The 23943-nt window shown below is 63.1% G+C and carries 24 protein-coding genes; 17 read left to right on the top strand and 7 right to left on the bottom strand.

Going from position 1 to position 23943, the window contains the following annotated elements; all coding sequences use genetic code 11:
* Nucleotides 1-4 precede the first annotated feature (4 nt).
* Both B0E55_RS15215 and B0E55_RS15210 read left to right on the top strand, forming a co-directional pair.
* A complete protein-coding gene (locus tag B0E55_RS15215) occupies nucleotides 5-1663 on the top strand; it encodes an ABC transporter substrate-binding protein (protein WP_080909973.1) in 1659 nt (552 codons plus the stop codon).
* Nucleotides 1660-2535, top strand: a complete 876-nt coding sequence (locus tag B0E55_RS15210) for a TIGR03619 family F420-dependent LLM class oxidoreductase (RefSeq protein WP_080909972.1) — start codon at nucleotides 1660-1662, stop codon at nucleotides 2533-2535. The genes B0E55_RS15215 and B0E55_RS15210 overlap by 4 nt, the downstream gene beginning before the upstream one ends.
* On the opposite strand, the gene B0E55_RS15205 is transcribed toward B0E55_RS15210, so the two are convergent.
* Nucleotides 2526-3086, bottom strand: coding sequence for a TetR/AcrR family transcriptional regulator (locus B0E55_RS15205; RefSeq protein WP_080909971.1), 561 nt, complete (start codon nucleotides 3084-3086; stop codon nucleotides 2526-2528). The genes B0E55_RS15210 and B0E55_RS15205 overlap by 10 nt on opposite strands.
* A 131-nt stretch (nucleotides 3087-3217) precedes the next feature.
* On the opposite strand from B0E55_RS15205, the gene B0E55_RS15200 reads away from it, so the two are divergent.
* A complete protein-coding gene (locus B0E55_RS15200) occupies nucleotides 3218-4234 on the top strand; it encodes an ABC transporter permease (RefSeq protein ID WP_019744356.1) in 1017 nt (338 codons plus the stop codon).
* Between the two features lie 40 nt (nucleotides 4235-4274).
* On the opposite strand, the gene B0E55_RS15195 is transcribed toward B0E55_RS15200, so the two are convergent.
* Both B0E55_RS15195 and B0E55_RS15190 read right to left on the bottom strand, forming a co-directional pair.
* Entirely contained in the window at nucleotides 4275-6206 is a 1932-nt protein-coding gene (locus B0E55_RS15195) for an acyl-CoA dehydrogenase family protein (RefSeq protein ID WP_024487810.1), read from the bottom strand.
* A gap of 59 nt (nucleotides 6207-6265) precedes the next feature.
* Nucleotides 6266-6613 carry a hypothetical protein gene (locus B0E55_RS15190; RefSeq protein ID WP_029254849.1) on the bottom strand — a complete coding sequence of 116 codons (348 nt, stop codon included), beginning with the start codon at nucleotides 6611-6613 and terminating at the stop codon, nucleotides 6266-6268.
* 110 nt (nucleotides 6614-6723) lie between these two features.
* Here B0E55_RS15190 and hemL point away from each other — a divergent pair, with 110 nt between their 5' ends.
* From hemL to B0E55_RS15155, 7 genes are all read left to right on the top strand, one after another.
* Nucleotides 6724-8049, top strand: coding sequence for a glutamate-1-semialdehyde 2,1-aminomutase (hemL, locus tag B0E55_RS15185; RefSeq protein ID WP_080910028.1), 1326 nt, complete (start codon nucleotides 6724-6726; stop codon nucleotides 8047-8049).
* Nucleotides 8050-8116: 67 nt separating this feature from the next.
* Nucleotides 8117-8776: a histidine phosphatase family protein gene (locus B0E55_RS15180; RefSeq protein WP_003941868.1), complete on the top strand. Its 660-nt coding sequence runs from the start codon at nucleotides 8117-8119 to the stop codon at nucleotides 8774-8776.
* Nucleotides 8773-9378: a TlpA disulfide reductase family protein gene (locus B0E55_RS15175; RefSeq protein ID WP_003942071.1), complete on the top strand. Its 606-nt coding sequence runs from the start codon at nucleotides 8773-8775 to the stop codon at nucleotides 9376-9378. The genes B0E55_RS15180 and B0E55_RS15175 overlap by 4 nt, the downstream gene beginning before the upstream one ends.
* A gap of 2 nt (nucleotides 9379-9380) precedes the next feature.
* Nucleotides 9381-10229 carry a cytochrome c biogenesis CcdA family protein gene (locus B0E55_RS15170; RefSeq protein WP_003941906.1) on the top strand — a complete coding sequence of 283 codons (849 nt, stop codon included), beginning with the start codon at nucleotides 9381-9383 and terminating at the stop codon, nucleotides 10227-10229.
* The gene (resB, locus tag B0E55_RS15165) at nucleotides 10226-11890 is read left to right on the top strand and encodes a cytochrome c biogenesis protein ResB (protein ID WP_021333939.1); all 1665 of its coding nucleotides are present in this window, start codon (nucleotides 10226-10228) and stop codon (nucleotides 11888-11890) included. Before B0E55_RS15170 ends, resB begins: the two co-directional genes overlap by 4 nt.
* Complete coding sequence (ccsB, locus tag B0E55_RS15160; protein ID WP_021333940.1) at nucleotides 11887-12849, top strand: c-type cytochrome biogenesis protein CcsB; 963 nt, start codon at nucleotides 11887-11889, stop codon at nucleotides 12847-12849. The genes resB and ccsB overlap by 4 nt, the downstream gene beginning before the upstream one ends.
* A gap of 142 nt (nucleotides 12850-12991) precedes the next feature.
* Nucleotides 12992-14671: a MinD/ParA family ATP-binding protein gene (locus B0E55_RS15155; protein WP_080909970.1), complete on the top strand. Its 1680-nt coding sequence runs from the start codon at nucleotides 12992-12994 to the stop codon at nucleotides 14669-14671.
* A 25-nt stretch (nucleotides 14672-14696) separates the two neighbouring features.
* Here B0E55_RS15155 and B0E55_RS15150 read toward each other — a convergent pair whose 3' ends face one another.
* Complete coding sequence (locus B0E55_RS15150) at nucleotides 14697-14903, bottom strand: hypothetical protein (RefSeq protein ID WP_019744349.1); 207 nt, start codon at nucleotides 14901-14903, stop codon at nucleotides 14697-14699.
* Between the two features lie 164 nt (nucleotides 14904-15067).
* Nucleotides 15068-15280, bottom strand: a complete 213-nt coding sequence (locus tag B0E55_RS15145) for a BldC family transcriptional regulator (RefSeq protein WP_003942029.1) — start codon at nucleotides 15278-15280, stop codon at nucleotides 15068-15070.
* 291 nt (nucleotides 15281-15571) lie between these two features.
* On the opposite strand from B0E55_RS15145, the gene B0E55_RS15140 reads away from it, so the two are divergent.
* Nucleotides 15572-15958, top strand: a complete 387-nt coding sequence (locus tag B0E55_RS15140; RefSeq protein WP_019744347.1) for a DUF4229 domain-containing protein — start codon at nucleotides 15572-15574, stop codon at nucleotides 15956-15958.
* Nucleotides 15955-17058 carry a PLP-dependent cysteine synthase family protein gene (locus B0E55_RS15135; protein WP_019744346.1) on the top strand — a complete coding sequence of 368 codons (1104 nt, stop codon included), beginning with the start codon at nucleotides 15955-15957 and terminating at the stop codon, nucleotides 17056-17058. Before B0E55_RS15140 ends, B0E55_RS15135 begins: the two co-directional genes overlap by 4 nt.
* Here B0E55_RS15135 and B0E55_RS15130 read toward each other — a convergent pair.
* Nucleotides 16956-17579 (bottom strand): GNAT family N-acetyltransferase, encoded by a 624-nt coding sequence (locus B0E55_RS15130; RefSeq protein WP_063314764.1) that lies wholly within the window; start codon nucleotides 17577-17579, stop codon nucleotides 16956-16958. The two genes, B0E55_RS15135 and B0E55_RS15130, sit on opposite strands and share 103 nt — an antisense overlap.
* 122 nt (nucleotides 17580-17701) lie before the next feature.
* Between B0E55_RS15130 and B0E55_RS15125 the strand changes: the two genes are divergently transcribed.
* The 4 genes from B0E55_RS15125 to B0E55_RS15110 are packed head-to-tail and all read left to right on the top strand — an operon-like array spanning nucleotide 17702 to nucleotide 19747.
* Complete coding sequence (locus B0E55_RS15125) at nucleotides 17702-18439, top strand: lysophospholipid acyltransferase family protein (protein WP_007728504.1); 738 nt, start codon at nucleotides 17702-17704, stop codon at nucleotides 18437-18439.
* A 54-nt stretch (nucleotides 18440-18493) separates the two neighbouring features.
* The gene (locus B0E55_RS15120; protein WP_003941869.1) at nucleotides 18494-18745 is read left to right on the top strand and encodes an HTH domain-containing protein; all 252 of its coding nucleotides are present in this window, start codon (nucleotides 18494-18496) and stop codon (nucleotides 18743-18745) included.
* A 5-nt stretch (nucleotides 18746-18750) separates the two neighbouring features.
* On the top strand, nucleotides 18751-19317 hold the full coding sequence (locus B0E55_RS15115; protein WP_020906798.1) for a Clp protease N-terminal domain-containing protein: 567 nt from the start codon (nucleotides 18751-18753) through the stop codon (nucleotides 19315-19317).
* A 49-nt stretch (nucleotides 19318-19366) separates the two neighbouring features.
* On the top strand, nucleotides 19367-19747 hold the full coding sequence (locus B0E55_RS15110; RefSeq protein WP_003941998.1) for a phage holin family protein: 381 nt from the start codon (nucleotides 19367-19369) through the stop codon (nucleotides 19745-19747).
* A gap of 12 nt (nucleotides 19748-19759) precedes the next feature.
* Here the strand turns inward: B0E55_RS15110 and B0E55_RS15105 are convergent, their stop codons facing one another.
* Nucleotides 19760-20629 carry a 1,4-dihydroxy-2-naphthoate polyprenyltransferase gene (locus B0E55_RS15105; protein WP_019744341.1) on the bottom strand — a complete coding sequence of 290 codons (870 nt, stop codon included), beginning with the start codon at nucleotides 20627-20629 and terminating at the stop codon, nucleotides 19760-19762.
* Nucleotides 20630-20678: 49 nt separating this feature from the next.
* Between B0E55_RS15105 and B0E55_RS15100 the strand changes: the two genes are divergently transcribed.
* Nucleotides 20679-23927, top strand: a complete 3249-nt coding sequence (locus B0E55_RS15100; RefSeq protein ID WP_080910027.1) for a BTAD domain-containing putative transcriptional regulator — start codon at nucleotides 20679-20681, stop codon at nucleotides 23925-23927.
* Nucleotides 23928-23943: the final 16 nt, after the last annotated feature.

Below are 23943 nucleotides of genomic sequence, written 5' to 3'. Positions count from 1 at the left end.
ACGTATGTACACCAGGAAGATTAGGTTCGGCCCTCGCTTTGTCGCGCTCGGGCTTGCCGGTGCATTGATGTTGGCCGGCTGCGCGTCGAGCAGTGGGGACAACTCGGGATCGGCTTCACCGAGCAGTAGTGGCGCAGCTGGTTTTGTGGGCGCCCCAGATGTGGGGGAGCGGATCGACGGCGGTGTTCTCACCTTCGGGTCCTATTCGTTCCCTTCCTCGTTGGACCCCACGAGAACGCAAGCCGCCGGTTCGACCGGCGGAACCGAAATGGCCGCGATTTACGACACGCTGGTACGCAGCGACTCCACAAACGGGAGCTTCGTGCCACAACTCGCGAAGACACTGTCGAACAACAGCGACTTCACTTCGTACACCGTCACTTTGGCTGATGGCCTCACCTTCAGCGACGGAAGCCCGCTCGACGCGGAAGCGGTGAAGTGGAGTATCGATCGATTCGTGGCAGGCAAAGGTGATGTATCGCAGACCTGGCTCAACATCGTGGATCGGATCGAGACGCCCGACGCCACCACAGTCGAATTCGTGCTCGAGCGGCCCTGGCGTCAATTCCCGGCGCTGTTGTCGCTCGGCCCCGGAATGATCGTTGCGCGAAGTTCAGGGGGAAAGGCAGGTTCGGTTTCAGGAACCGGGGAGGGAGCGTTCACACCGATCGGGGCGGGTCCGTTCACCTTGGCCAAGTTCGCCCCGCACGAAGAACTGGTACTCGCCGCACGCACGGATTATCAGGGCGGTAAACCGCCACTGGACACAGTGCGGTTTGTTCCCACGTCGGGTGCGCACTCTCAGTACGAATCGTTGAAGAGCGGCCAGATCGACATGACGTACATCCTCCGCGACGAGGCCGTGATCGAACAAGCTCTCGACGACGGATACTCGGGTTACCTCAGTCCGACCGGACAGAACGGGATCGGCACGATCAACAATCGCGAGGGCAAGCCCGGGGCCGATGTACGCGTCCGTCAGGCGATCGCCTACGGGGTGGATCCGGAGGCGGTCAATACTCGTGCGAACAACGGATTGGGCACCGCCAGTTCCGATCTGGTCCCGCAGACGTCACGTTGGTTCAACAACACAGCAGGCATTCCGTTCGATCAGGTGAAGGCAAAGGCGCTGCTCGATCAAGCGAAGTCCGACGGGTACGACGGGAAACTCCGCTACCTCACCACCCCGGAGCCCAGCCAACAGGCGACGGCACTGACGGTTCAGGCGTCGCTGAACGCGATCGGTTTCGACGTCACCATCGACTACGCGACCGATGTGACCGATCTGGTTCGACGGGTATACAAGGACCACGATTTCGACATGACCAGAGGTGGCGCTCCGGTCGGAGAAGAAGCGCCGTACCTCAACTTGTACAACAGTATGGCCAGTGATTCGAAGAACAACCCGTCCGGCTTCGCGGACCCGGAGATGGACGCGATGATCACAGCTGTGCAGACGGCATCGACGGACGATGCTGTCCGTGAGGCGATCAGCAAGGTGCAGGAGTACGCCAACGCGACTGTGCCTTACGTGATCTGGGGGCCGGCGTCGGTGTTGACCGCATGGGACGGCAATGTTCACGGCGTCGTACGCAACATCACCGACATCATGTTCTTGGGCGGCGCTTGGATCTCGCCCAACGGCGAAACGGTGGAACGATGAAGTGGTCCTTGGCGGGTGCGATGATCGACGCCCTGGAACTGTGCGAGTTGGCGCAGGTCGCCGAAGAGGTGGGGTTCGACGGAATCGCGATGCCGGATTCCGTGTTCTATCCCGAGCAGGTGTCGGCGCCGTACCCGTACACTGCTGACGGGAAGCGGATGTGGGCGCCCGAGACGCCGATGCCTGATCCGTTCATTGCCATGGCGGCGATGGCGGCCATCACATCGCGAATTCAGTTCTACACCAACGTGTTCAAACTTCCACTGCGCGATCCGCTGTTGACAGCCAAGCAGGTCGCGACCATGGCCGTGATGTCGAGGAACCGCGTCGCCCTCGGCGTCGGTTTGTCCTGGATTCCCGAGGAATTCACCTTCACCGGTACCGAGATGCGCACCCGCGGTGCGCGTACCGACGAAGCCATCGAGATCATCAAGGCGGTGTGTGCGGGACGTGGGCCGGAATGGGTCGAATACCACGGCAAGCACTACGATTTCGACGCTCTGATGATCAGTCCGGCTCCGGAGATTCCGGTTCTGATCTACATCGGTGGGCACAGCGAACCGGGGTTGCGTCGTGCAGCCAGGCTGGCTGACGGTTGGATGTCGGTGAACGCGACCAATGCCGAATTGGCCTCCGCCATCGATCGCCTCACGGAATTGCGGGTCGAGTACGGTCGTGCCGATGTTCCTTTCGGCGTCAACGTCTCGCCGACGGATGTTCGTGATCTGGACGGATATCGCGAACTCGAGACTCTCGGAGTCACGGAAATCAGAGTGTTGCCCTGGTATCGCTACGGAGTTGACGCCGGTGATCGTCAGGGGCGACTCGACTCCATTCGACGGTTTGCCGAGGAGGTCATCACTCAGTACTGATCGATCAGCGTCTGCATCGCCCGGCCGTAGAGTTTTGCCAACTCGTCGCGATCTGCGGACTGGGGGATGCTCTCGTCGCTGAGGACGCTCAACAGGCCGGACACCTGGGCGGAGACCAGGAGTGCGCGGGTGTACGCGTCTTCACCGTCGAGGCGAGCGGCGAGATTGGTGGCAAACGTGCCTGTCATCTCGCGCAGTCGCTCCCGGATGCGTGGACTGTCCGACGCTCGCATGAGCGCTGTGTACACCGACAGCATCCGGGCGTCGGCCTTGCCCAGGACGAAGGCTGCGATCCGCTCACCGAGGGTGTCGAGTGGGCCGTCGAACTGACCTTCGAAGTAGTCCGCAACCGGAGTGGTTTCCAGGAACAGCGCTTCCTTCGACCCGAAATGCCGGATGACCAGGGCCGGATCGATTCCGGCAACTTTGGCGATGGCGCGAACTGACGTGCCGCCGAACCCGTGCTCACCGAATAGTTGGAACGCTGCGGCGCGAATCGCCTCGGACGTCGAGGGCTGTTCCTGCTCTGGTGTGTACCTCGTGGATGTCACGACATCGACCTCTGTGCTCGCTCGCCGACCTCGTTGTCAACGGCGTTGACTCTAACGTGTCAACAGTGTTGACTGTTGAGTCTGTCAACGGTGTTGACAGCTAGATGCGGTTAGTGAAGAGAGTGTGAAATATGACAGATACCGATGTCCGCGTTCCCAGTGAAGAGGTTGTCGATCCGCCGACCAACTGGAAGATGGTGGGCAGTGGACTCGCGTTTCCGCTGTTCTTCGTCATCATGTTCTGCCTGTGTTACGTCAGCGCGTTCCACTCGCCGTTGCCGAACCAGGCACCGATCGTGGTGGTTGGTCCAGCATCTGTGACGGCGTCGTTGATCGAGGGAATCGAAGCCACGTCTGGCGACAAATTCGACTTCGTCGCCACAGAGAACTCGGCTGACGCGATCTCGCGCATCGACAACCGTGACGCTATCGGCGCCGTCGAGATCGGTGACACCGTGACCGCCCATATCGCCACCGGTGCGGGTGCCTCGACGGTTTCCGTGGTGAGCAGCTTGGCGCATTCCGTCGCGGAGCAGACGGGGCAGCAGGTCACGGTGATCGACTCGGCGCCCGTCACGGCGCGCGACTCCTCTACCGTCGGGCTCTTCTACTTCCTGATCGTCTGCACCCTCGGTGGCTACCTGACCATCACGGTGCTCAGTCAGGTTGCGCCGAGAATGCGGCTGCGAGAGCAGTATTCGATCCTGGCCGGTGCGGCGATACTCACCCCGCTCATAGCCTTCGGCATCACCAGCATCTTCATGCACGCCTTCGGGGCGTCGGTCGGTCAGATCCTGCAATTGCTGGGGATCTCGATGCTCTACACGTTCACCGTCGGTGCGGTGAGCATCCTGCTCAATCGACTGCTCGGCCAAGCCGCGATCTTCGCGGTGCTGACGGTGCTCGTTTTCATCAACTTCCCGAGTTCGGGTGGTGCGATCCCGGTGTCGTTCCTGCCCGGATTCTGGCAGCACATCCATTCGTTCTGGCTCGGATCAGCGGCCATGGAGCCCATCCGCTCCGTCATCTACTTCGATGGGAACGGCGCCGGACCGCACCTGCTCGTTCTGGGGATCTGGCTGGTCGCGGCACTCGGCCTGACCGGACTGCTTGCCTCTCGGCAGTCGAAAAAGACGGCAGCGCAATAAATGTGGTGGGGCCGGCGATTGCCGACCCCACCCGAACTGTCTACTTCAGCCGTACGGCGTCCGTGCCCGGTCCGTCGAGCATCGCGGACCCCAGCAGGATGTCCGGAATGCCGAACCCGTCGATCAGTGTCTCGACGTGGGGGCGCAGGGTGCGGCAACGCTCGTTGATCCCGCGCGTCACGGCCTTCGAACGCTCCACCGACAGATGCCGGTGCTCCATGAACCAGGCCTTGTCCTCTTCGATCACGGACAGTGCGTAGAGATCGCACACCTCGCCGAAGAGTTCCTTTGCGGTCTCGTCCTCACACGAGTCGATGCCGGCGACGAATGCTTCCAGGATGACACGCTCGATGTGCGCCTGAGCGGCTTTGAGTACGTGGTCCTGCACGAAGTTGAACGCGTCGAACGGGTTCTCCTCGCGTTTCTGCGCTGCCTGCAATCGCCTTGCCGCAGTGGCGAGTAGGTACTCCTCGCGGTCCTCGAACATCTTCATCTGGGTGCCGCGGTTGAAGAGGCTGCCGTCCTCTTCGTTGTCCTGGCGAGTGTCGACGATCGTCTGCAGGATCTGCTGCGCTGCCGTGCGCTTCTTGACCACGTCGGAGACCGTCGTTGCCGCGAAGCGCATCCAGTCGACCGGGCTCATGCCGCGGACTTCGTCGGCGTACGAGGTGAGGAGTTCTTTTGCGACCAACTGCGTCAGAACGTGGTTGTCACCCTCGAACGTGGTGAAGACGTCAGTGTCAGCCTTGAGCGCGGTGAGGCGGTTCTCGGCGAGATAGCCTGCGCCACCACAGGCTTCGCGTGCTTCCTGGATTGCCCGAGTGGCATGCCACGTGTTGGCGGCCTTGAGTCCGGCGGCACGACCCTCGAGTTCGCGCTGCTCCTGCGGGTCCGGGTCGTCGCTGCTCTGAATGTCGTGCATCGCGGCGACCAGTTCGTTCTGTGCGAACTGCAGAGCGTACGAGCGGGCGATCAACGGCAGCAGACGCTTCTGATGGACGAGGTAGTCCATGATCAGGACCTCGTCGTCACTCTTCGGAGCACTGAACTGCCTGCGCTGCAGGGCATATCGACCGGCAATGGCCAATCCCACGCGGGCGGCCGCTGCCGCCGAACCACCGACGGTGACACGTCCACGAACCAATGTGCCGACCATCGTGAAGAACCGACGGTTCGGGTTCTCGATCGCCGAGCTGTACGTGCCGTCCTCGGCGACGTCGGCGTAACGGTTGAGCAGGTTCTCCCGCGGGATGCGGACCTGGTCGAAGACGATGCGGCCGTTGTCGACTCCGGGCAGTCCACCCTTGAGCCCGCAGTCGGACGTCGTCACTCCGGGGAGGTCGTTGCCGGCGTCGTCACGAATCGGCACGACAAAGCAGTGGACGCCCTGGCTTTCGCCTCCGGTGATCAGCTGTGCGAACACTGCCGCGACAGTGGCGTGCTGGGCAGCGCCGCCGATGTAGTCCTTGCGAGAAGACGGGGTGGGGGAGTTGACGACGAACTCGCCCGTCTCGACGTCGTAGGTTGCCGTGGTTTCGAGTTCCTGGACGTCGCTGCCGTGACCGGTCTCGGTCATCGCAAAGCAACCGAGCAGGTCCAGGTCGATCAGCGGCTTGACGTACGCCTGGTGGTGACGCTCGGTGCCGAGGTTTTCGATGGCGCCGCCGAACAGTCCCCACTGCACGCCGGCCTTGACCATCAGTGAGAGGTCGGACATCGCGAGCATCTCGATGCTGGTGACGGCGCCACCCGCGTCGCCCGTTCCGCCGTGAGAGACCGCGAAACCGTTTGCGGCGTAGCCGAGATCGGCGAGGACCCGCATCTGTTCGAGAGCCTTGGAGCGCGCAATGGCGGTGTTGGGTGTGTAGTGCGGAGCAAAACGTTCGTCGTTCAATTCGCCGCGAACGCGCTCACGCACCTCCCGCCAGCGTCCGTCGAGTGTTGTCCTGAGGTGGTCCGCTGTGGTGGCCATGGAACCGACGATAGCGCGTAGCGCACCGCGGGCAACCCGGTTCGATCCCAACCTCACATTCAGCAGGAGCCCGCGGCACCCGCTTCGATTCCTTGGCGGAAGAGTTCCTTCTCGCTCTCGGACATAGCCTGGTACGAAGGGTCGTTCTCGACGATCTTCAGGAAGTCGGCGCCCGCTGTCTGTGTCGACGTGTCGCCGCTCTGAACACGCTGCTGAACGTAGACGGACACTGCCGAACACCCGCCGAGAAACGCCGGGTCGGTGCTCGTTGTCGCGGTGGTTCGAGCCGAGTCTGTGGCGCTCGGCGGCGACGAAACTGTCGCCTTGTCGTCGTTCGAAGCGTCCGAACCACACGATGTGAGAAGAATCGCAGCCGAGACCATCAGCGTCGTCAACAGTCGCTTCATGCTCGGAATCGTCTCACGTGGGGCCCGGTTCGACCGGAAAACTCGCCTCGAGCACCGAAGTCCTACACCCTGTCGTTGTCAGATTCGACAGAACTGGGACACTGGAAGCCGTGACTGTGTCTTCCGGTGATCCCGACGTGCATGCAACGAACTCCGCTCGGCTCTTCGAACGTGCCGGCAACGTGATTCCGGGTGGCGTCAACTCGCCCGTCCGCGCGTTCGGTTCGGTCGGCGGAACACCGCGATTCATTCGCGAAGCATCCGGCTACACCCTCACCGACGTCGACGGAAACAACTACGTCGACCTGGTGTCGTCCTGGGGTCCGATGATTCTCGGGCACGCTCACCCGGCAGTCGTCGAAGCCGTTCGCGAAGCAGCCCTCGGAGGTCTCTCCTTCGGTGCGCCGACCGAAGGCGAAGTTGCTCTCGCCGAGGAAATCGTCGCCCGCGTCGCGCCCGTGGAAAAGGTTCGTCTGGTCAACTCCGGAACCGAAGCCACGATGAGCGCAGTCCGCCTCGCCCGCGGATTCACCGGCCGCACCAAGATCATCAAGTTCTCCGGTTGCTACCACGGCCACGTCGATGCCCTTCTCGCCGACGCCGGATCGGGCCTCGCGACGTTCGGGCTGCCGACCTCGCCCGGCGTGACCGGCGCTCAAGCCGAAGACACCATCGTCGTCCGCTACAACGATCTCGACGCAGTCGCCGCGGCGTTCGCCGCCAACCCCGGCGCCATCGCGTGCGTCATCACCGAAGCTGCCGCCGGAAACATGGGCGCCGTCGCACCGCTTCCCGGTTTCAACGAGGGTCTGCGTCGTCTCACCCGTGAGCACGGCGCACTCCTGATCATGGACGAGGTGATGACGGGATTCCGCGTCAGCGCCTCGGGTTGGTACGGCATCGACAACGTCGCAGGCGACCTCTACACCTTCGGCAAGGTCATGAGCGGCGGCCTGCCTGCCGCAGCATTCGGCGGCCGCGGCGACATCATGGGTCACCTCGCGCCGGACGGTCCCGTCTACCAGGCCGGCACCCTCTCGGGTAACCCCGTGGCCGTCGCCGCCGGACTCGCGAGTCTGCGCGCCGCCGACGCCGAGGTGTACGCCAAGCTCGGCCGGAACGCGACCGCCCTCGGCGACCTCATGACCCAAGCCCTCACCGCCGAAGGCGTCGAACACCGTGTGCAGTACGCCGGAACCTTGGTGAGCGTGTTCTTCACCGAGAACACGGTGACCAACTACGACGAAGCCAAAGCCGCGCAGACCTGGCGATTCCCCGCCTTCTTCCACGCGTTGCTCTCCCGCGGCGTGTACCCGCCGCCGAGCGCGTTCGAAGCGTGGTTCGTCTCCGCTGCACTCGACGATCGAGCATTCTCGATCATCGCCGACGCCATGCCGCACGCCGCCAAGGCCGCAGCTGCTGCCGTCAAGCCCTGACACGTTCAAGCTCGAGCAACAACCGCACGCTTCCGACATCCATCTTCTTCAGCGAGGACCCTCGACTGTGACCGACGCCGATCACCCCGACCACACGTCCACCCGCACCATCGTCCACGTCCTTCGCCACGGCGAAGTTCACAACCCGCGCGGGATCCTCTACGGACGGCTCCCGGGCTTCCGGTTGTCGGTGGCGGGCGAAGCCCAGGCTCGTGCGGTCGCGTCGGTGCTCGCCGATCACGACATCACCCACGTGGTCGCGTCGCCGCTGCAGCGCGCACAAGAGACCGCGACGCCGATCGCCGAGGCACACAAGCTCGACATCGTCACCGACGAAAACCTCATCGAGGCAGGCAACGAGTTCGAGGGTCTCAAGGTTGCCGTCGGGGACGGTGCGCTCTCACGTCCGCGTCACTGGTGGAAATTGCGTGACCCGTTCACCCCGTCCTGGGGCGAGCCCTACCTGCAGATCGCTCATCGCATGCTCGCAGCCGTCAACGCCGCACGCGTCGCGGCAGTCGGACACGAAGCCGTCGTCGTCAGCCATCAGCTTCCGGTCTGGACACTGCGTCGATTCCTGCAGGGCGAGCGTCTCTGGCACGATCCCCGTCACCGTCAGTGTGGACTGGCCTCGTTGACCTCACTGGTCTACGAAGGCGACACCCTGGTCGACATCGTCTACTCCGAACCTGCCGGTGCCTCCGACCCGAGAGTGACAGGAGCATGATTTCGCGCCGCATCGCCGCAGCATTCGCAGCCGCTGCGTCGGCGATGCTTCTTCTCTCGTCCTGCGCGACCGGCGACGACGCCGTCGCACAGGGCGGAACTTTCGACTTCGTCTCACCGGGCGGGCAGACCAAGATCTTCTACGATCCACCGTCCGACCGAGGCACCATCGGCAAGCTCTCCGGGCCCGATCTGATGAACGAAGGTCAGAAGGTCGGCGTCGACGACTTCGAGGGCAAGGTCGTCGTCCTCAACGTCTGGGGTCAGTGGTGCGGGCCGTGCCGCGCCGAAGCCGACGACCTGGAACAGGTCTACGAGCAGACCAAGGATTCGGGCGTGCAGTTCCTCGGCATCAACGTCCGCGACGACACCAAGAACAAAGCGCAGGACTTCGTGGTCGACAACAAGGTCTCGTACCCGTCGATCTACGACCCGTCGATGCGTTCGCTGATCGCCCTCGGTGACGGCTACCCCACGTCGGTCATTCCGACGACGATCGTCCTGGACCGCCAGCATCGCGTTGCCGCGGTGTTCCTCCAAGAACTTCTCGCCGAGGATTTGCTGCCCGTCGTCCAGCGAGTAGCTCAGGAAGACGCGCAGTAAAGATGACAACCACGACCACCACGCTGCTGGCCGGCAGCGACACACTGAGTGCCGGTGTGGGCGAAGCGTTTCAGAACGCGGCGTCGTCCGGTCCGCTTCTGCTGGCCCTCGGCGCCTGTGTGCTCGCCGGTCTGGTGTCGTTCGCTTCACCGTGCGTCGTGCCGCTCGTTCCCGGCTACCTGTCCTACCTGGCCGGCGTCGTCGGCGCCGACGCCCCCGCGATCACCGCGGACGAGGCGAGGACCCGGACGATCACCCGGAGCAGCCGCCTGAGGGTGGCCGGTGCGGCCGGACTGTTCGTCGCCGGCTTCACCGTCGTCTTCGTTCTCGCGACCGCGTCGGTGTTCGGCGTGATCTCGACTCTGCTCGTCAACCGCGAGGTCCTGATGCGCGTGGGCGGTGTGGTCACGATCGCGATGGGTCTGGTGTTCATCGGACTGATCCCGGCGCTGCAGAAAGACGTCCGTTTCGAACCGCGTCGTGTGTCGTCGCTGGTGGGGGCGCCGCTGCTCGGGGGAGTGTTCGCGCTGGGGTGGACGCCATGCCTCGGGCCGACATTGGCAGGCGTGATGTCCGTAGCCGCGGGAACCGACGGGATGACCGCCGCGCGCGGTGTCACCTTGATCGTCGCGTACTGCATCGGACTCGGCCTGCCGTTCATCATCTTGGCGCTGGGGTCGGCGCGTGCGCTGACCGGCGTCGGCTGGTTGCGTCGTAATGCACGCACCATTCAAATTTTCGGCGGAATCATGTTGGTGGCAGTGGGAATCGCCCTCGTCACAGGCGCGTGGGACCAGTTCGTCGGCTGGGTTCGCGACGCATTTATCTCGGAGGTGACGCTGCCGATATGACAGCTGACGACAATAACGACAACCCGACACCCGTGCTGCCGAAGCAGTCGGTGATCGGTCGAGTCGTTGCACTCGGGCGCAACACCTGGCGCGGCCTGACCTCGATGCGGACCGCGCTGGTTCTGCTGTTCCTCCTCGCACTCGCGGCGATCCCCGGCGCCCTGCTGCCACAACGAACCCTCAACGAGGGCAAGGTCGCCGACTACATCGCCGCGCGTCCGACGCTCGGTCCGTGGATGGACCGCCTCGAACTGTTCGACGTGTTCAGCAGCTTCTGGTTCACCGCGATCTACGCTTTGCTCTTCATCTCGCTGGTCGGCTGCATCCTGCCGCGTTGCGTGGAGCACGCGAAGGCGCTGCGCACCCGTCCGGTGAATGCGCCGCGCAATCTTGCTCGCCTGCCGCACCACACCAAGAGCGTCGTCGACGGCGAGACTCCCGACGAACTTGCTGCCCGGGTGTCGAAAGAACTGCGTGGGTGGCGCGTCGAAACGCGTCGCGGCGATACGAAATCACGACGCGAAGGCGAGATCACCATCTCGGCGGAGAAGGGATACCTCCGCGAATTCGGCAACCTCGTGTTCCACCTGTCGCTGGTCGGATTGTTGATCGCGATCGCCGCGGGCAAGTTGTTCGGCTACGAGGGCAACCGCATCGTCATCGCTAACGACGGCCCCGGATTCTGCACGACTTCGCCGGCAGTGTTCGATTCCTTCGTCGCCGGTCTGAGCCTCGACGGCACCGGCATGACTCCGCTGTGTGTCCGTGTGAAGAATTTCCAGGCCGACTACCTCGAGACCGGTCAGGCCGAGATGTTCACCTCGGACATCTCGTACCAGGCAGGCGACGACCTCGAGTCCGATACCTGGCGGGACACGACCATCCAGGTGAACCACCCGCTGCGGATCGCCGGCGATCGTGTGTACCTGCAGGGACACGGATACGCGCCGACATTCACCGTCACGTTCCCGAACGGTGAGACCCGCACCGAGACGCTCCAGTGGCGTCCGGACGACGCCACGACGTTCCTGAGTAGTGGCGCTATGCGTTTCGACCCGCCGGGCGGCATGTATCCCGATACGGACGAGCGCCGGAAGAACCAGATTGCCATCGAAGGATTGTTCGCGCCCACAGCGCTGTTCCACGGCAACCTGCTGTCGTCGAGTTACCCGGCGATGAACGATCCGGCAGTCGCCATCGACATCTACAAAGGTGATACCGGACTCGATACCGGTAACCCGCAATCGCTGTTCGAGCTCAACACCGAACTGATCAATCAGGGCCGGCTGGTCAAGCAGGACCGAGTCAATCTGTTCCCGGGTGAGAGCGCGACGCTTGCCGACGGAACTCAGGTGCGATTCGATGGTGCCGTCGACTTCGTCAACCTGCAGGTCTCCCACGATCCCGCTCAGGTGTGGGTACTGGTTTCAGCGTTGACGATGATGGCGGGGCTACTCGTCTCGCTCGTGATCAAGCGTCGCCGCGTCTGGGCACGTATCTATCCAGATGACGAACGACGTACTGTAGTAGAACTTGGTGGGCTTGCCCGCACCGACCACGCAGGCTGGGGCGACGAGTTCGACCGCCTCGCCGACCGCTTGCTGAAAAGCAATCCGACCACCGCGGTGAACCAACCGCACGCGCAGGAGAACGCCCGATGACAACCAACGAGACACTCGCGCAGTACAGCGACTGGGCCTTCAAGTCCGCCTTCACCGTGCTTGTGCTGGCGTTTGTGCTGCTCATCGTGCAGTACGCGTCGGCCAGAGCCAAGGCGGTTCAGGACAAGGAACTGGTCTCTGCCGGTGGAGTCGACGCGTCCGTGCCTGGCCGGGTCGCGGAGACTCCGACCAAGTCGCTCTCGGAGCGATTCGGCGGAATGGGCCGAGCTGTCTTGGTTGTCGGAACAGTACTGATCTTCGCGTCGATCGTGCTCCGCGGATTTGCGACGGAACGATTCCCACTCGGCAACATGTACGAATTCGTGGCGATGGCGTGTGCGGCGTCGTTGCTGGTCGGGCACGTCCTGCTGATCAAGCCGGCGTACCGTCCGATGTGGGTCTTCCTGCTGGTACCGGTTCTGATCTTGATGTTCCTCGCCGGCACGGTTCTCTACGCCGACGCGGCTCCCGTGGTTCCGGCGCTGCGCTCGTACTGGCTGCCGATTCACGTGACGATCGTCAGCGTCGGCTCCGGCATCTTCATGATCGGCGGTATCGCCAGCCTCCTGTTCCTGTTGCGACTGAAGTTCCCGCCCGGTGACGAAGGCACGAGCATCGGCGGCCGGATCGCGGAGCGACTGCCGGACGCCCAGACGCTCGACCGCTTGGCATACAAGAGCACGATCATCGCATTTCCGCTGTTCGGCGCAGGTGTGATCCTCGGTGCGATCTGGGCGGAAGCTGCATGGGGACGCTTCTGGGGTTGGGACCCCAAAGAGACGATGTCCTTCATCGCCTGGGTGATCTACGCGGCCTACCTGCATGCGAGGGCAACGTCTGGTTGGCGGGAGACGAAGGCTGCCTGGATCAACATCGCCGGATTCGTTGCGATGCTGTTCAATCTCTTCATCATCAACATGGTCGTGTCCGGCTTGCACTCCTACGCGGGACTCAACTGATCCTCTCGAGGTACCGTGGGTGGCTGCCGACCGGTCTGTAGGTATTACCGGTGGGTAAGTCAGGGGCGGCGCCAGCTACGATGCAGCTTGGTGAACTACTAGCTGTCTGGTAGCTGCGGGATCGACGAGGGGGAACTGCGAGATGGCCGACAAGATCGAAGACGCCGGAGCAGGATTGTGGGAGCCGGTGCGTCCTGCCGAGCCGACGCGGCGCGAGCTGCGCACATCCGCGCCCGAGCCGTCATCCGACTCGGTTCCCAGTGATGTTCGCAGTCTCTTCGTGGCCCCGGTCGACTCCGGCCCGCTCCAGCAAGTCGCCGGCCAGGCGCCCAGTGCACCCGCCGCTCCGCCGCCGACGACGACCCCAGCGGCGCCGGTACCAGGTCCCAAGACGCCGGTCATCCAGTATCCGGCAGCACAGCCCGGCCCGATCAACGGCCAGTTCTCGACCTCGCCCGCGATGCCGATGCAGACCTACGAACCTACGAATCGTGCAGGGTCGGTTCCGGATTCGCGAACTGGAGCTCCGCAGCCTGCCCAGAATTCGCAGCCTGTCCAGAATCCGCTGCCTGTCCAGAATCCGCAGCCTGTCCAGAATTCGCAGCCCAGTCCGACCGCGCATGGATCCGCGAGACCGCTCCAGCACCCGCAGGCGCCTTTTGCGCCCGGCGTGCATCCGCCCAATCCCGTGATTCGGCAGTTCGGGCACCCCGGCGCTGCGCCGGTGCAGAACGGCCACGCCCTGCAAAATGGTCAGGCCGTGCCGAATGGGTTGGCCATGCCGATGGCCCCGCCGACAGCGCCACCTACTCGCGCTCCGATGCCGCAGACCGGATTCAACTCGGCTCCGGACAGTCGCTTCGAGTCGGCTCTCCCGATGACTGCGCAAGATCTCTCGGCTGCGCTCCTCGTCAAGCGGCCTGTCCGGCCTGCCCCGGTGGGTGGCTGGCGTAAGGCGCTGTACACGTTGTCCGGCCGATCGGTGAACCTCGGAAACGGTGCAAAGGAGCAGCACCTCGTCGAGTTGACGCGCCAGATCAACCAGCCGCTGCAGGGCTGCTACAAGGTTGCAGTGCTCAGTCTCAAAGGCGGCGTCGGAAAGACCACGACCACTGCGACACTGGGGTCGATGTTCGGCTCGATCCGCGGCGATCGCGTCGTCGCTGTCGATGCAAACCCCGACCGGGGAACGCTGAGCCAGAAGATCCCGCTCGAAACTCCGGCAACAGTGCGAAACCTGCTGCGCGACGAGAACAGCATCGAGAAGTACAGCGACGTCCGTGGCTACACATCGCAGAATCGCCACCGGCTCGAAGTGCTTGCCTCCGACAGCGATCCAGCAGTTTCAGAGGCCTTCAGCGGTGGGGACTACACGCGCACGGTCGACATGCTCGAGAAGTTCTACAGCATAGTTCTGACCGACTGCGGCACCGGATTGATGCACTCGGCGATGCAGGCCATTCTCGAAGGTGCAGATTCGTTGATCGTCGTCAGTTCCGGATCTGTCGACGGTGCACGTAGCGCCTCCGCGACACTTGATTGGCTCGACGCTCACGGTTACAGCAGGCTGGTCGCCACGTCCGTAGCCGTCATCAACGCGGTACGGCCTCGCTCGGGCAAGGTTGATCTGCCCCGGGTCGTCGAGCATTTCGAGCAGCGCTGTCGAGCGGTGAGACTGATTCCGTTCGATCCGCATTTGGAAGAGGGCGCCGAAATCGATCTGGACCGGCTGCGTCCAGGTACTCGGGAAGCGGTGCTGGAGTTGGCTGCGGTGGTTGCGCAGGACTTTCCGGCCTCCCCGTTCGCGTTGCCGGGGCGGTAATCGGATAGCCGGGTGAGCCCGGACGCTACGTCGACGTGTCAGTCGGCGGTACGTCCGGCCCTTCCGTGCGCTTGCGTCGTGTTTGCTGGTTCACATTCCACAGGAATTCGGGATCGTCGTCCGGCCCGCGTACGCCGCTCACCGGGGTACGCGTCGACGGATCGGGCCCGAACGCCTTCCACATCAGAACGATCAATGTCACCAAACCCACCAACGCCAACAGATACAACACGGCGCACCTCCTCAGGGAACTGAAGTCGAGCCTACTCAGTCTCCGGCCCGCTTCACCAGAAGTGGTGCGGACAAGCGTTTCGGCTCAGTGCGCTAGTGCTGTATCTGTCGGGTACTGCAAGATCTGTCGGGTACTACAAGTACTTCGACGTGAGCGAAAGTTGCTCAGTTGTTGTCCGCTTCGGTGGTCAGCGAGCGCAGAAGCTGCATGACCTCGGTCTCACGGAATCGACGATGTCCTCCTGGTGTGCGAAGCGAGCCCAGTCGTCCTGCGTGTGCCCAGCGGGTCACGGTCTTGGGATCGACATGAAACAATGCCGCTACCTGTCCGGGCGTCATGAGTGCGTCTGCGGCGGTATTGAAGGTTGGTGCGCTCATTGTGAGGTCCTCCATGTTGATGTCGAACGTTTGACGAACAGTGATTCCGAACCGAGCAGTGATTCCGAACTTTGGTTCCGAACCGTTGTGTCGACCAGTTGCCAAAAACCTGCGTCGAGTTTGTTTCGAAGTCCTTCGCTCACATTCGACCGTTTTCTGAGTGGTAGCGCAATGTTTGCACAGATATAGCCGGGTAGTCGATCTTTCAAGGTAAAGTAATGTTTAAGTAAAGGACAAAATGGATATAGCGGGCTCAGTCCCACCCGTATTCGGAATGGGTAACCTGAGAGGGTGAGTCAGTTGTCTGAAAACCCCGAAAATGTTCCTTCTGAGCCGGTCAAGGCCAGTAAACCCTCCGCAAACTCTGGGCAAGCAAAGTCGGCTGCCGGGCCGGTGACCAAGGGTCAACTGGCCCGCGACGTGGTGCTGTACTCGGTCGCTCGGCTGCTGCTTGTCGTCGTGATCGGTGCCGTCATCATCGGTGGCGGAAAGCTCGCCGGCACCGACGTTCCCCTGATCGTCGCGGCACTGTTCGCAGTTCTGATCGCGCTGCCGCTGTCGCTGCTGCTCTTCGCGAAACTGCGCAAGCGTGTCAATGCGGGCATCGCGGCGGTCGACGCCCAGCGTCGGTCCGATCGTGACGATCTTCGCTCCAAGCTGCGCGGAGACGGGCGGTGACCACGGAGTCGCTCGACGTCGACCGTCGGACCTCGCGCCAGTGGGTCGACAACGCGGTGCGGCTGATCGAAGCCGACGCGCAACGCAGCGCGGACACTCACCTACTGCGCTATCCGCTGCCGAGTAACTGGACCGTCCAGCTCTATCTGAAGGACGAGTCGACCCACATCACGGGAAGTCTCAAGCATCGACTCGCACGGTCGCTTTTCCTCTACGCGATCTGCAACGGCTGGGTTACCGAAGAGACCACCGTCATCGAAGCGTCGTCAGGTTCGACGGCTGTCAGCGAGGCGTATTTCGCGAAGTTGCTCGGCCTGGATTTTGTCGCGGTGATGCCCGCGAGCACGAGTCCCGCCAAGATCGCACTGATCGAGGCGCAGGGCGGACGTTGTCATTTCGTGAGCGATCCGTCCTCGATCTACTCGGAATCGCATCGGCTCGCGAGTGAGTTGAACGGTCACTACATGGACCAGTTCACCCACGCCGAGCGCGCGACGGACTGGCGTGGAAACAACAACATCGCCGAATCGATCTTCACTCAGCTCGAGCACGAGGAACATCCGATTCCCGACTGGGTGGTCGTCGGAGCCGGGACGGGCGGAACCGGCGCCACGATCGGCCGCTTTCTTCGCTATCGGAAATTCGACACGGGGCTGTGCGTGGTAGATCCGGAGCACTCCGTGTTCTTCGACGCGTGGCGAGCGAGCGATCCGTCGATCGTCGGTACACGGGGTTCCCGGATCGAGGGCATCGGCCGTCCGCGCGTCGAACCGTCGTTTGTCGGTCAGGTGGTCGACCGAATGATCAAGGTGCCGGACGCAGGCTCGATCGCGGCCGCCCGGCACGCCAGCACAGCCCTGGGGCGCAAAGTAGGTGGCTCGACAGGGACGAACCTGTGGGGAGCTTTTGCGTTGATTGCCGAGATGATGGCAGCCGGGCGCAGCGGCAGCGTCGTCACGCTGCTGTGTGACGGCGGAGAGCGTTACTCGGGGACGTACTACAACGACGAATGGGTGGCGTCGGAAGGGATCGACCTGCTCGGTCCGACGGCAGTGCTGGACGAGTTCGTACGTTCGGGTGCGTGGACGGCCAGTTCCTGAATCGCCGGCGCCGGACCGTGTGACGGGCGGCTCATCGTCACCCGCGGCCAGGCGTCCAGCCCGGACGACTGCTCGTCCGTTCTGATGCGTATCAGGCCGGGAGAGAGCGTGTTCTCGGCCAGACGCACGAACCCGAGTCGCTCGTAGTACGGCGCGTTCCACGGAACGTCGACGAACGTCGTCAGAGTCACGAGATCGTGGTGATGGTCCGCCGCCCATTCGGTGACGGCGTCGATCAGCTGAGCTCCGAGGCCTTTGCGGGCATGATCGGGGTGAACGGAAACTTGTTCGATATGTGCACCGCCGTCCACGATCTCGACGAGCGCGTACGCAACGGGTACGTCGTTTGCGTCGGTCTGAACCCAGATGTGCTCGGCTGCGAGAAAATCGTTCAACTCGTCGAGCGTCGGCGGTGGATCGTCTGCGATGGCGTCCATCCCGATGTCTCGGAACGGTTCGCCCGCGGCGATCTCGATCTGTTGCAGTGCGGGTAGGTCGGTGGATATGGCCGAGCGGATCACAGAAACCGTTTTACCTCGAGAGTGGAGTTTCTCCCAGCGCTACGCCTTCTGTAACGCAAACCTACGCAACCGTAGGTTGTGTATCGTTTGGTCAAGGGGCACTTCTCCAGCGAGGGCGGATCATGGGCAATCCTGAAGTTTCACTCGACAATTACGAGGCTGTGTACGAGTACTACCGCAGTCATCAGCAGAACCGATTTGTGGCGAAGCTCGCTTATGCCGCATTGGCGCTGAAGTACCGCCCGCGAGTGAGGTACGCGCCGGGTGCGGAAGCGGCGCTGAAGACTCTGCTGGAACGAAAGACGCAGTTGGTCGTGGCAGTCAATCATCTGACCGAGAGCGACCAGTTCACGCTCGCGGCGACCGCGTGGCGTACTCCGTTGCGTCGAGTGATCGGACGGACCCGGGTCCTCGCCAAAGACGAACTCTTCGTTGATCCTTCACAGCGCAAGAAGGTCGACATGATGGGCAGCATCCCGGTTTTTCGCAGCAAGAACTACGGCCTCCGTGCAGTTTCGGATGCCGGCCGAGTGATGATGGACGTCGCGGCCGAGCGGCTGGGCAACGGGGATTGTCTGGCGATTTTCCCGGAAGGGACGTGCAACACCGAAGATCCGACGCGGCTGCAGCACGTCAACAGCGGAATCGGCCACATCGTCGCGCGCGCCGAGAAGTTGGGATGCTCACCGGCCCTGGTGTCGATCGGCATCAATTACGGTCCGGTGGCCGGCGACGTCAAGGCTGCGAGTGTCTTTGTCGGAATGCCGGTGACCGAACTTCCGGACAAGCCGATGGATATCGCCCGAACTGTGCAGGCCGACTTGCAGGTGGCAGTGGACGGGGCCGTCGCCGGGTACTAGGCGCGCCTGTCAATTTTGGTTGACAAATTCCGGTTGTCAACCTAAATTGACAACATGACCGAAGCAACCTCTCTCGCTGCTGCCGCCGGTAGCCCGGATCCCACCGAGGGATTGCGTGCTGTTCGAGCGCTGCGTCGTCTACTCGAAAAACTCGAGGCCATTCAGGTCGCCAATGCGCGCCGCCACGGATGGTCCTGGCAGGCGATCGCGGAAGCTCTCGAGGTCAGCCGTCAAGCCGTCCACAAGAAATACGCGTCCGCGCAGTCGGAATCGATGCTGCGTTCACTGCGCGAGAAGGGCAGGTAATTGCCATGTTCGAAAGGTTCTCCGCACAGGCTCGTGGCGTCGTTGTCGATGCTGTCGCCGGATCCGGTCCGGTCACGCCGATGGAACTTCTGACCGCGCTGCTCACCTCTGATCGGGGCATCGCCACCGAGGTGCTCACCGAGTCCGGTGTCTCCCTCGACGTGATCCACCACGCCGGCGCCGGATCGAACGAAGGTAGCTCGAACAATTTCGACGACGACGCCGAGATACTCAAGTCGATCGGCATCGATCTCGATGCGGTTCGGGAGAGTCTCGAGCAGTCCTTCGGCGAAGGTGTGCTGGACGAGACTCCTGTGCCGGACGGCGTCGACACTTCTCGCAAGAGTCGATTTGGGTTCCCTCGTTCACGATTCGAGAAGGACTCCAAGAAGGTGTTGGAACTCTCGCTTCGTGAAGCGCTCGCGCACAAGGACAATCGAATCGGTGCCGAACACATCCTGCTCGGCATCCTGCGTGTCGCCGACGGGCCTACCCGTCAGGCCCTCGAAACGCAGGTCACGATGTCGGTGATCCGTGAGCGCTTGGAAGCGAAGATGAATCGCGCCGCCTAGATTCGGCACGGCTCCGCATGCACGGGGCGGGATGTGCCAGCATTCAGACATGACATTTCTGGCACGTCTCATCATCAACGGCATAGCCATCTGGCTGGCGTCGGCGTGGGTCACCGGCATCACGATCGCCAACCACGACAACGGCACCTGGGGCACGGTTCTCGTGATCGCGGTGATCGCTTTGATCTTCACGGTGGTCAACGCCTTCATCAAGCCGGTAGTGCAGCTTCTCTCGCTACCGCTGCTCATCCTGACCCTCGGACTGTTCACTCTGGTGATCAACGCCCTGATGCTGATGCTGACGGCGTGGATCTCGTCCGGTACGTCCTACGGCTTGACGGTCGACGGCTTCTGGACGGCAGTCTGGGGCGCGCTGATCATCTCGATCGTGAACTTTCTGCTCAGCGCGTTCGTCCCCGACAATCGTTGAGTACGTCGACGTTCAGGCGAGACTGAGCGCAACTGCGGTCGCGGCACCCCAGACGAGCATGGCGAGTCCGGTGTCGCGCAACGCGGGAATCAGGGCCATACCCTGACCGCCTGAACGCAGTGGGGCGTTGGCTCGGATTGCCAGAGGCAACGCCAACAATCCGAGCAGGGCCCACGGAGTACGCAGGATCAGCAGCAGGGTCGCGACGAACGGGACGGCCAGCAGGATCACGTGCAGCGTGCGGGTCTTCGCGTCGCCGAGCCGGACTGCGAGAGTGATCTTTCCGGACTCGGTGTCGGTCGGGATGTCTCGAAGATTGTTGGCAACGAGCACCGCGCTCGAGAATGAACCGATGGCGATCGCGCCGGCCAGCCCGGCCAGATCCACCCGTTCGGCCTGTACGAATTGAGTTCCCAGCACTGCGATCAGCCCGAAGAAGATGAACACGGCGATCTCGCCGAACCCGCTGTATCCGTACGGCTTCTTGCCGCCGGTGTAGAACCAGGCGCCGATGATGCAGAACACGCCGACCGCAACCAGCCACCAGGCTGTGGTCGCCGCCAGAACGAACCCGGCTACCGCGGCAACGGTGAAGCAGCTGATCGCTGCGGCCTTCACAGCTCCGGGACTGACCAACTTCGATCCGACCAAGCGCAGTGGCCCGACGCGGTCGTCGTCCGTTCCGCGGATTCCGTCGGAGTAGTCGTTCGCGAAATTCACCCCGACGATCAAGGCCAAGGAGACGATCAGTGCCAGGAGCGCCTTCCACCACACTGCGAGGTCCAGGGACGCCGCGGCTCCGGTGCCGACCAGCACGGGCGCAATCGCGTTCGGGAGTGTGCGCGGCCTCGCGCCTTCGATCCATTGAGCAGCTGTTGCCATACAACGATCTTTGCACTGTGCAATACGATCGAACGCGGTGGATCAGCACATGACTCGAGACGTGAGTGAGCGCGCCAGGTACGCGCAGTCGGGCGAAGACCCGGCAGACATTGCCTTGCTCGGACCCATTTCGACCAAAGTGGGCGATCGTCTGGTTCCGTTGCCGGGTCCGCGAGCTCGAACTCTGCTGGTTGCGCTGGCTCGCAATCCGGGTGAGCCACGTACCGCGCAGAGCCTGATCGACGACGTCTGGGGGCTGGAGCCGCCGCGCTCACCGATGAACGCCCTCCACACTCAGGTCTCGCGCCTGCGATCTGCACTTCCGGACGGGTCGCTCGAAGTCACGGCGGCCGGATACCGGCTCACTCTCGCTCGGGAGCGTGTCGACCTGGCCCGGGCAGCGGACGCCGCCCGTCGTCTGCGCGCCGGCGGCGCCGACGCGTCCGAGGCACTCGCCCTCACGACCGCGGCGCTGCGCCTGTGGCGCGGTACCCCCGGGAGCGACGTGGTCGGCGACGTCGCAGATCGTCTGGCGCTCGACGCAGGCCGCGTGTACGACGAACTGGAGTCCGCGCAGATCGACGCGTTGCTCACGTTGGGGGAGTACGCGGCCGCCATTCCACTGGTGCGCGGACGCCATCTGTCGAGCCCGTTCGACGACACAGCGGCCGAAGCGTTGATGCGTGCGCTCGCCGGAGCCGGCCGAGTCAACGAGGCACTCGAAGTATTCGCGGAGTTCCGCAACCACCTCGCCAATCGCCTGGGCGCTGATCCGTCACCCGCACTGGTGGCTCTGAACGCGGAACTTCTCGGGGCACCTGCGGCAACACCGCGAGCTGCGCGGGCGATCGGTCTACGCGCTGCCCCCAACACCTTGCTCGGTCGCGACAGCGACATCGACCAGATCGAATCCTTGCTGGCTCGCTCACGTGTGGTCACCATTCTCGGACCCGGTGGCGCCGGAAAAACCCGTCTCGCACACGAATTGGGCCTGCGCGGATCCGTGAACCAGCCTGGCGTCGCGGTGGTACTCGTGGAGTTGGCGTCGTTGCGCAGCAGTGAAGATGTCATCGCGGCCATCGGCGGCACCCTCGGAATCAGCGAATCCGATCTGGCGCCAGGCAAATTGACCGTCGGCCGGACGCATTCGGCGCGAGAGCGACTCAAAGAGGCGTTGTCCGCCGGTCCGATGTTGCTCATCCTCGACAATTGCGAGCACGTGATCGGCGCGTGTTCGGAGATAGTGGCCGAGATGATCGCGGCCGGTCGTCAGCTGACGGTACTGACCACCAGTCGTTCGCCGCTCATGATCAGTGCCGAGGCGGTGTACCCGTTGCCGCCGTTGGCGATCGACGACGGAACCGGCTCGGCAGTCGAACTCTTCTCGGCGAGAGCACGTGCGGTGCGGCCGTCCGTTCATCTGGACGTCGATGCGGTCGTCAAGCTGTGTACGACGCTCGACGGACTCCCGTTGGCGATCGAGCTCGCGGCTGCCCGGGTGCGCACGATGAGCGTCGACGAGATCGGTTCGAGACTTCGAGATCGGTTTGCGTTGTTGCGCTCCGATGATCCGACGTCTCCGGATCGGCATCGCACCCTGCACGCGGTGATCGACTGGAGCTGGAATCTGTTGGGCAGCGGGGATCAGATTGCGCTGCGTCGATTGTGCCGATTCCCGGCAGGTTTCACGCTTTCCTCGGCGCAGGCCGTTGCCGGGTGGGGCGAGTTGACCGATGTGGCCGGCGCCGTCGAAGCGCTGGTCAATCAGTCACTTCTTTCCGTCAGCGACGGGCAGGGTGAGCTTCGGTACTACATGCTCGAGACGGTCCGTGAATACGGCGAGGAGCGACTCGCCGCGTCCGGAGAGGGGCCGGAAGTCATCCGGCGCCTGGATGACTGGGCAATCGCGATCGCCGAGGACGCCGTCGTGCGTGCACGCACGGATCAGCTGCGCCTGATTGCCGACCTCGACGCCGAGCACGACAACCTTCTCGCGGTTCTTCGCTGGGCCGTGGAGCGCGGCGACGCGGTCACCGTAGCCAATGTCTTTCCCGTCCTCGCGATTCTGTGGGCCGTACGAGGATCGAATTCGGAAGTCTCGAACTGGGCGTCGAAGATCGTCGGGGCGACCGCGGACAACGATCTACGCGATGTAAATGCAGAATTGGTGGGCGCGACGTTCATTCTGGTGGCGATGCATCTGTTTTTCGCGGAGACCGATCGAAACCATGCCCGCGCGCGGGTTCGTCTTCGAAAGCTGTTGCGTGAGCGCGATGATCTCGGTCCGTTGTTCGCATTTCTGATCAAGCTGACCACGAGTGGGATCGCCAACCACAGACTTGCGCGTTTGGTTGCGGAAGGCGTTCGCAGTTCCGACCCCGAGACCCGAATGGCTGCGCTGTCCGCGCGTTCGAATATGCGCGAGAACATCGGGGATCTGCGGGGCGCTTTGCTGGACGGGGAAGCGTTGTTCGACTACGCGACCAATGCCGGTGACGAGTGGGGCCTTGCGATGGCGGCCCAGCATGTCGGGTCGGTCCACAGCCAATCCGCGCGATATGGCGAGGCCATCGAGTTCTACGCGATTGCGGCGGCGTCGATGGAACGCCTCGGTGCACGTGACGAGGCGATGCAGCTCATCTGCTTTCAAGCCGGAGCAATGATCGCATCCGGTGACACCGCCGGCGGGCGAACACTTCTCGATCGGGCACGCCCGGCCTTGGCGCACTCGGGTGGGACCGGTGCCATCGAAACCGATCAACGGCGCGCGGCGCTCATAGCGAGCATCGCCGAGGCGGATCTCGCCGACGGCCGAATCGACGAAGGGTTGGCCAGGTATCGAGAAGCACTGGAGTTGTTGGGCTCTGCGATCGAGAACATCTTCGGTGATCCCTTCGTCGTTCTGCTCGGTGCTGCGGCAGTGTGTGCTCACGTCGTTCACGGCCGACATGAACTCGTGGCAAATCGTGTTCTGCAGATGAAGGATTCGAGTGCTCTCAAGTTCGATCCCAAGGGTTATGCGGACCTGCCGCTCGCGGGTTCCTTGGCGTCGGCGATCGGGTCGTTCGATCTTGTCACGGGCAACATCGATCGAGGGGTCGAACTGATGGCTCTGTCGTTGAAAATGCCGGGGAGACAGGACTTCGTCTCGCTCCACCATGCGCGCCTCTCCGAATTCGCGGTTGGTGTAGTCGGAGCCGACAAGTGGTCTGTGGAAACCGAGAAGGTATCGGGTTACTCACGCAGAGCGGTCCGCGAAGCAGTGTTGGCTGCGCTTCGCGGACCGGTGCTGGATTAGAGCTGGACGATGTTGC

This window comes from Rhodococcus sp. 66b, from assembly GCF_002076325.1.
GTDB lineage: Bacteria > Actinomycetota > Actinomycetes > Mycobacteriales > Mycobacteriaceae > Rhodococcus_F > Rhodococcus_F erythropolis.
This window is presented reverse-complemented; position numbering and strand designations above follow the sequence as displayed.

Bases quoted from the DNA above. Each gene is read 5' to 3' on its own strand.
- B0E55_RS15195 (WP_024487810.1), bottom strand. From the start codon at position 6,206: ATGGCCACCACAGCGGACCACCTCAGGACAACACTCGACGGACGCTGG.
- B0E55_RS15115 (WP_020906798.1), top strand. From the start codon at position 18,751: ATGTTCGAAAGGTTCTCCGCACAGGCTCGTGGCGTCGTTGTCGATGCT.
- B0E55_RS15110 (WP_003941998.1), top strand. From the start codon at position 19,367: ATGACATTTCTGGCACGTCTCATCATCAACGGCATAGCCATCTGGCTG.
- B0E55_RS15175 (WP_003942071.1), top strand. From the start codon at position 8,773: ATGATTTCGCGCCGCATCGCCGCAGCATTCGCAGCCGCTGCGTCGGCG.
- B0E55_RS15200 (WP_019744356.1), top strand. From the start codon at position 3,218: ATGACAGATACCGATGTCCGCGTTCCCAGTGAAGAGGTTGTCGATCCG.
- B0E55_RS15190 (WP_029254849.1), bottom strand. From the start codon at position 6,613: ATGAAGCGACTGTTGACGACGCTGATGGTCTCGGCTGCGATTCTTCTC.
- ccsB (WP_021333940.1), top strand. From the start codon at position 11,887: ATGACAACCAACGAGACACTCGCGCAGTACAGCGACTGGGCCTTCAAG.
- B0E55_RS15145 (WP_003942029.1), bottom strand. From the start codon at position 15,280: ATGAGCGCACCAACCTTCAATACCGCCGCAGACGCACTCATGACGCCC.
- B0E55_RS15100 (WP_080910027.1), top strand. From the start codon at position 20,679: ATGACTCGAGACGTGAGTGAGCGCGCCAGGTACGCGCAGTCGGGCGAA.
- B0E55_RS15105 (WP_019744341.1), bottom strand. From the start codon at position 20,629: ATGGCAACAGCTGCTCAATGGATCGAAGGCGCGAGGCCGCGCACACTC.
- resB (WP_021333939.1), top strand. From the start codon at position 10,226: ATGACAGCTGACGACAATAACGACAACCCGACACCCGTGCTGCCGAAG.
- B0E55_RS15215 (WP_080909973.1), top strand. From the start codon at position 5: ATGTACACCAGGAAGATTAGGTTCGGCCCTCGCTTTGTCGCGCTCGGG.
- B0E55_RS15125 (WP_007728504.1), top strand. From the start codon at position 17,702: ATGGGCAATCCTGAAGTTTCACTCGACAATTACGAGGCTGTGTACGAG.
- B0E55_RS15155 (WP_080909970.1), top strand. From the start codon at position 12,992: ATGGCCGACAAGATCGAAGACGCCGGAGCAGGATTGTGGGAGCCGGTG.
- B0E55_RS15120 (WP_003941869.1), top strand. From the start codon at position 18,494: ATGACCGAAGCAACCTCTCTCGCTGCTGCCGCCGGTAGCCCGGATCCC.
- B0E55_RS15210 (WP_080909972.1), top strand. From the start codon at position 1,660: ATGAAGTGGTCCTTGGCGGGTGCGATGATCGACGCCCTGGAACTGTGC.
- B0E55_RS15170 (WP_003941906.1), top strand. From the start codon at position 9,381: ATGACAACCACGACCACCACGCTGCTGGCCGGCAGCGACACACTGAGT.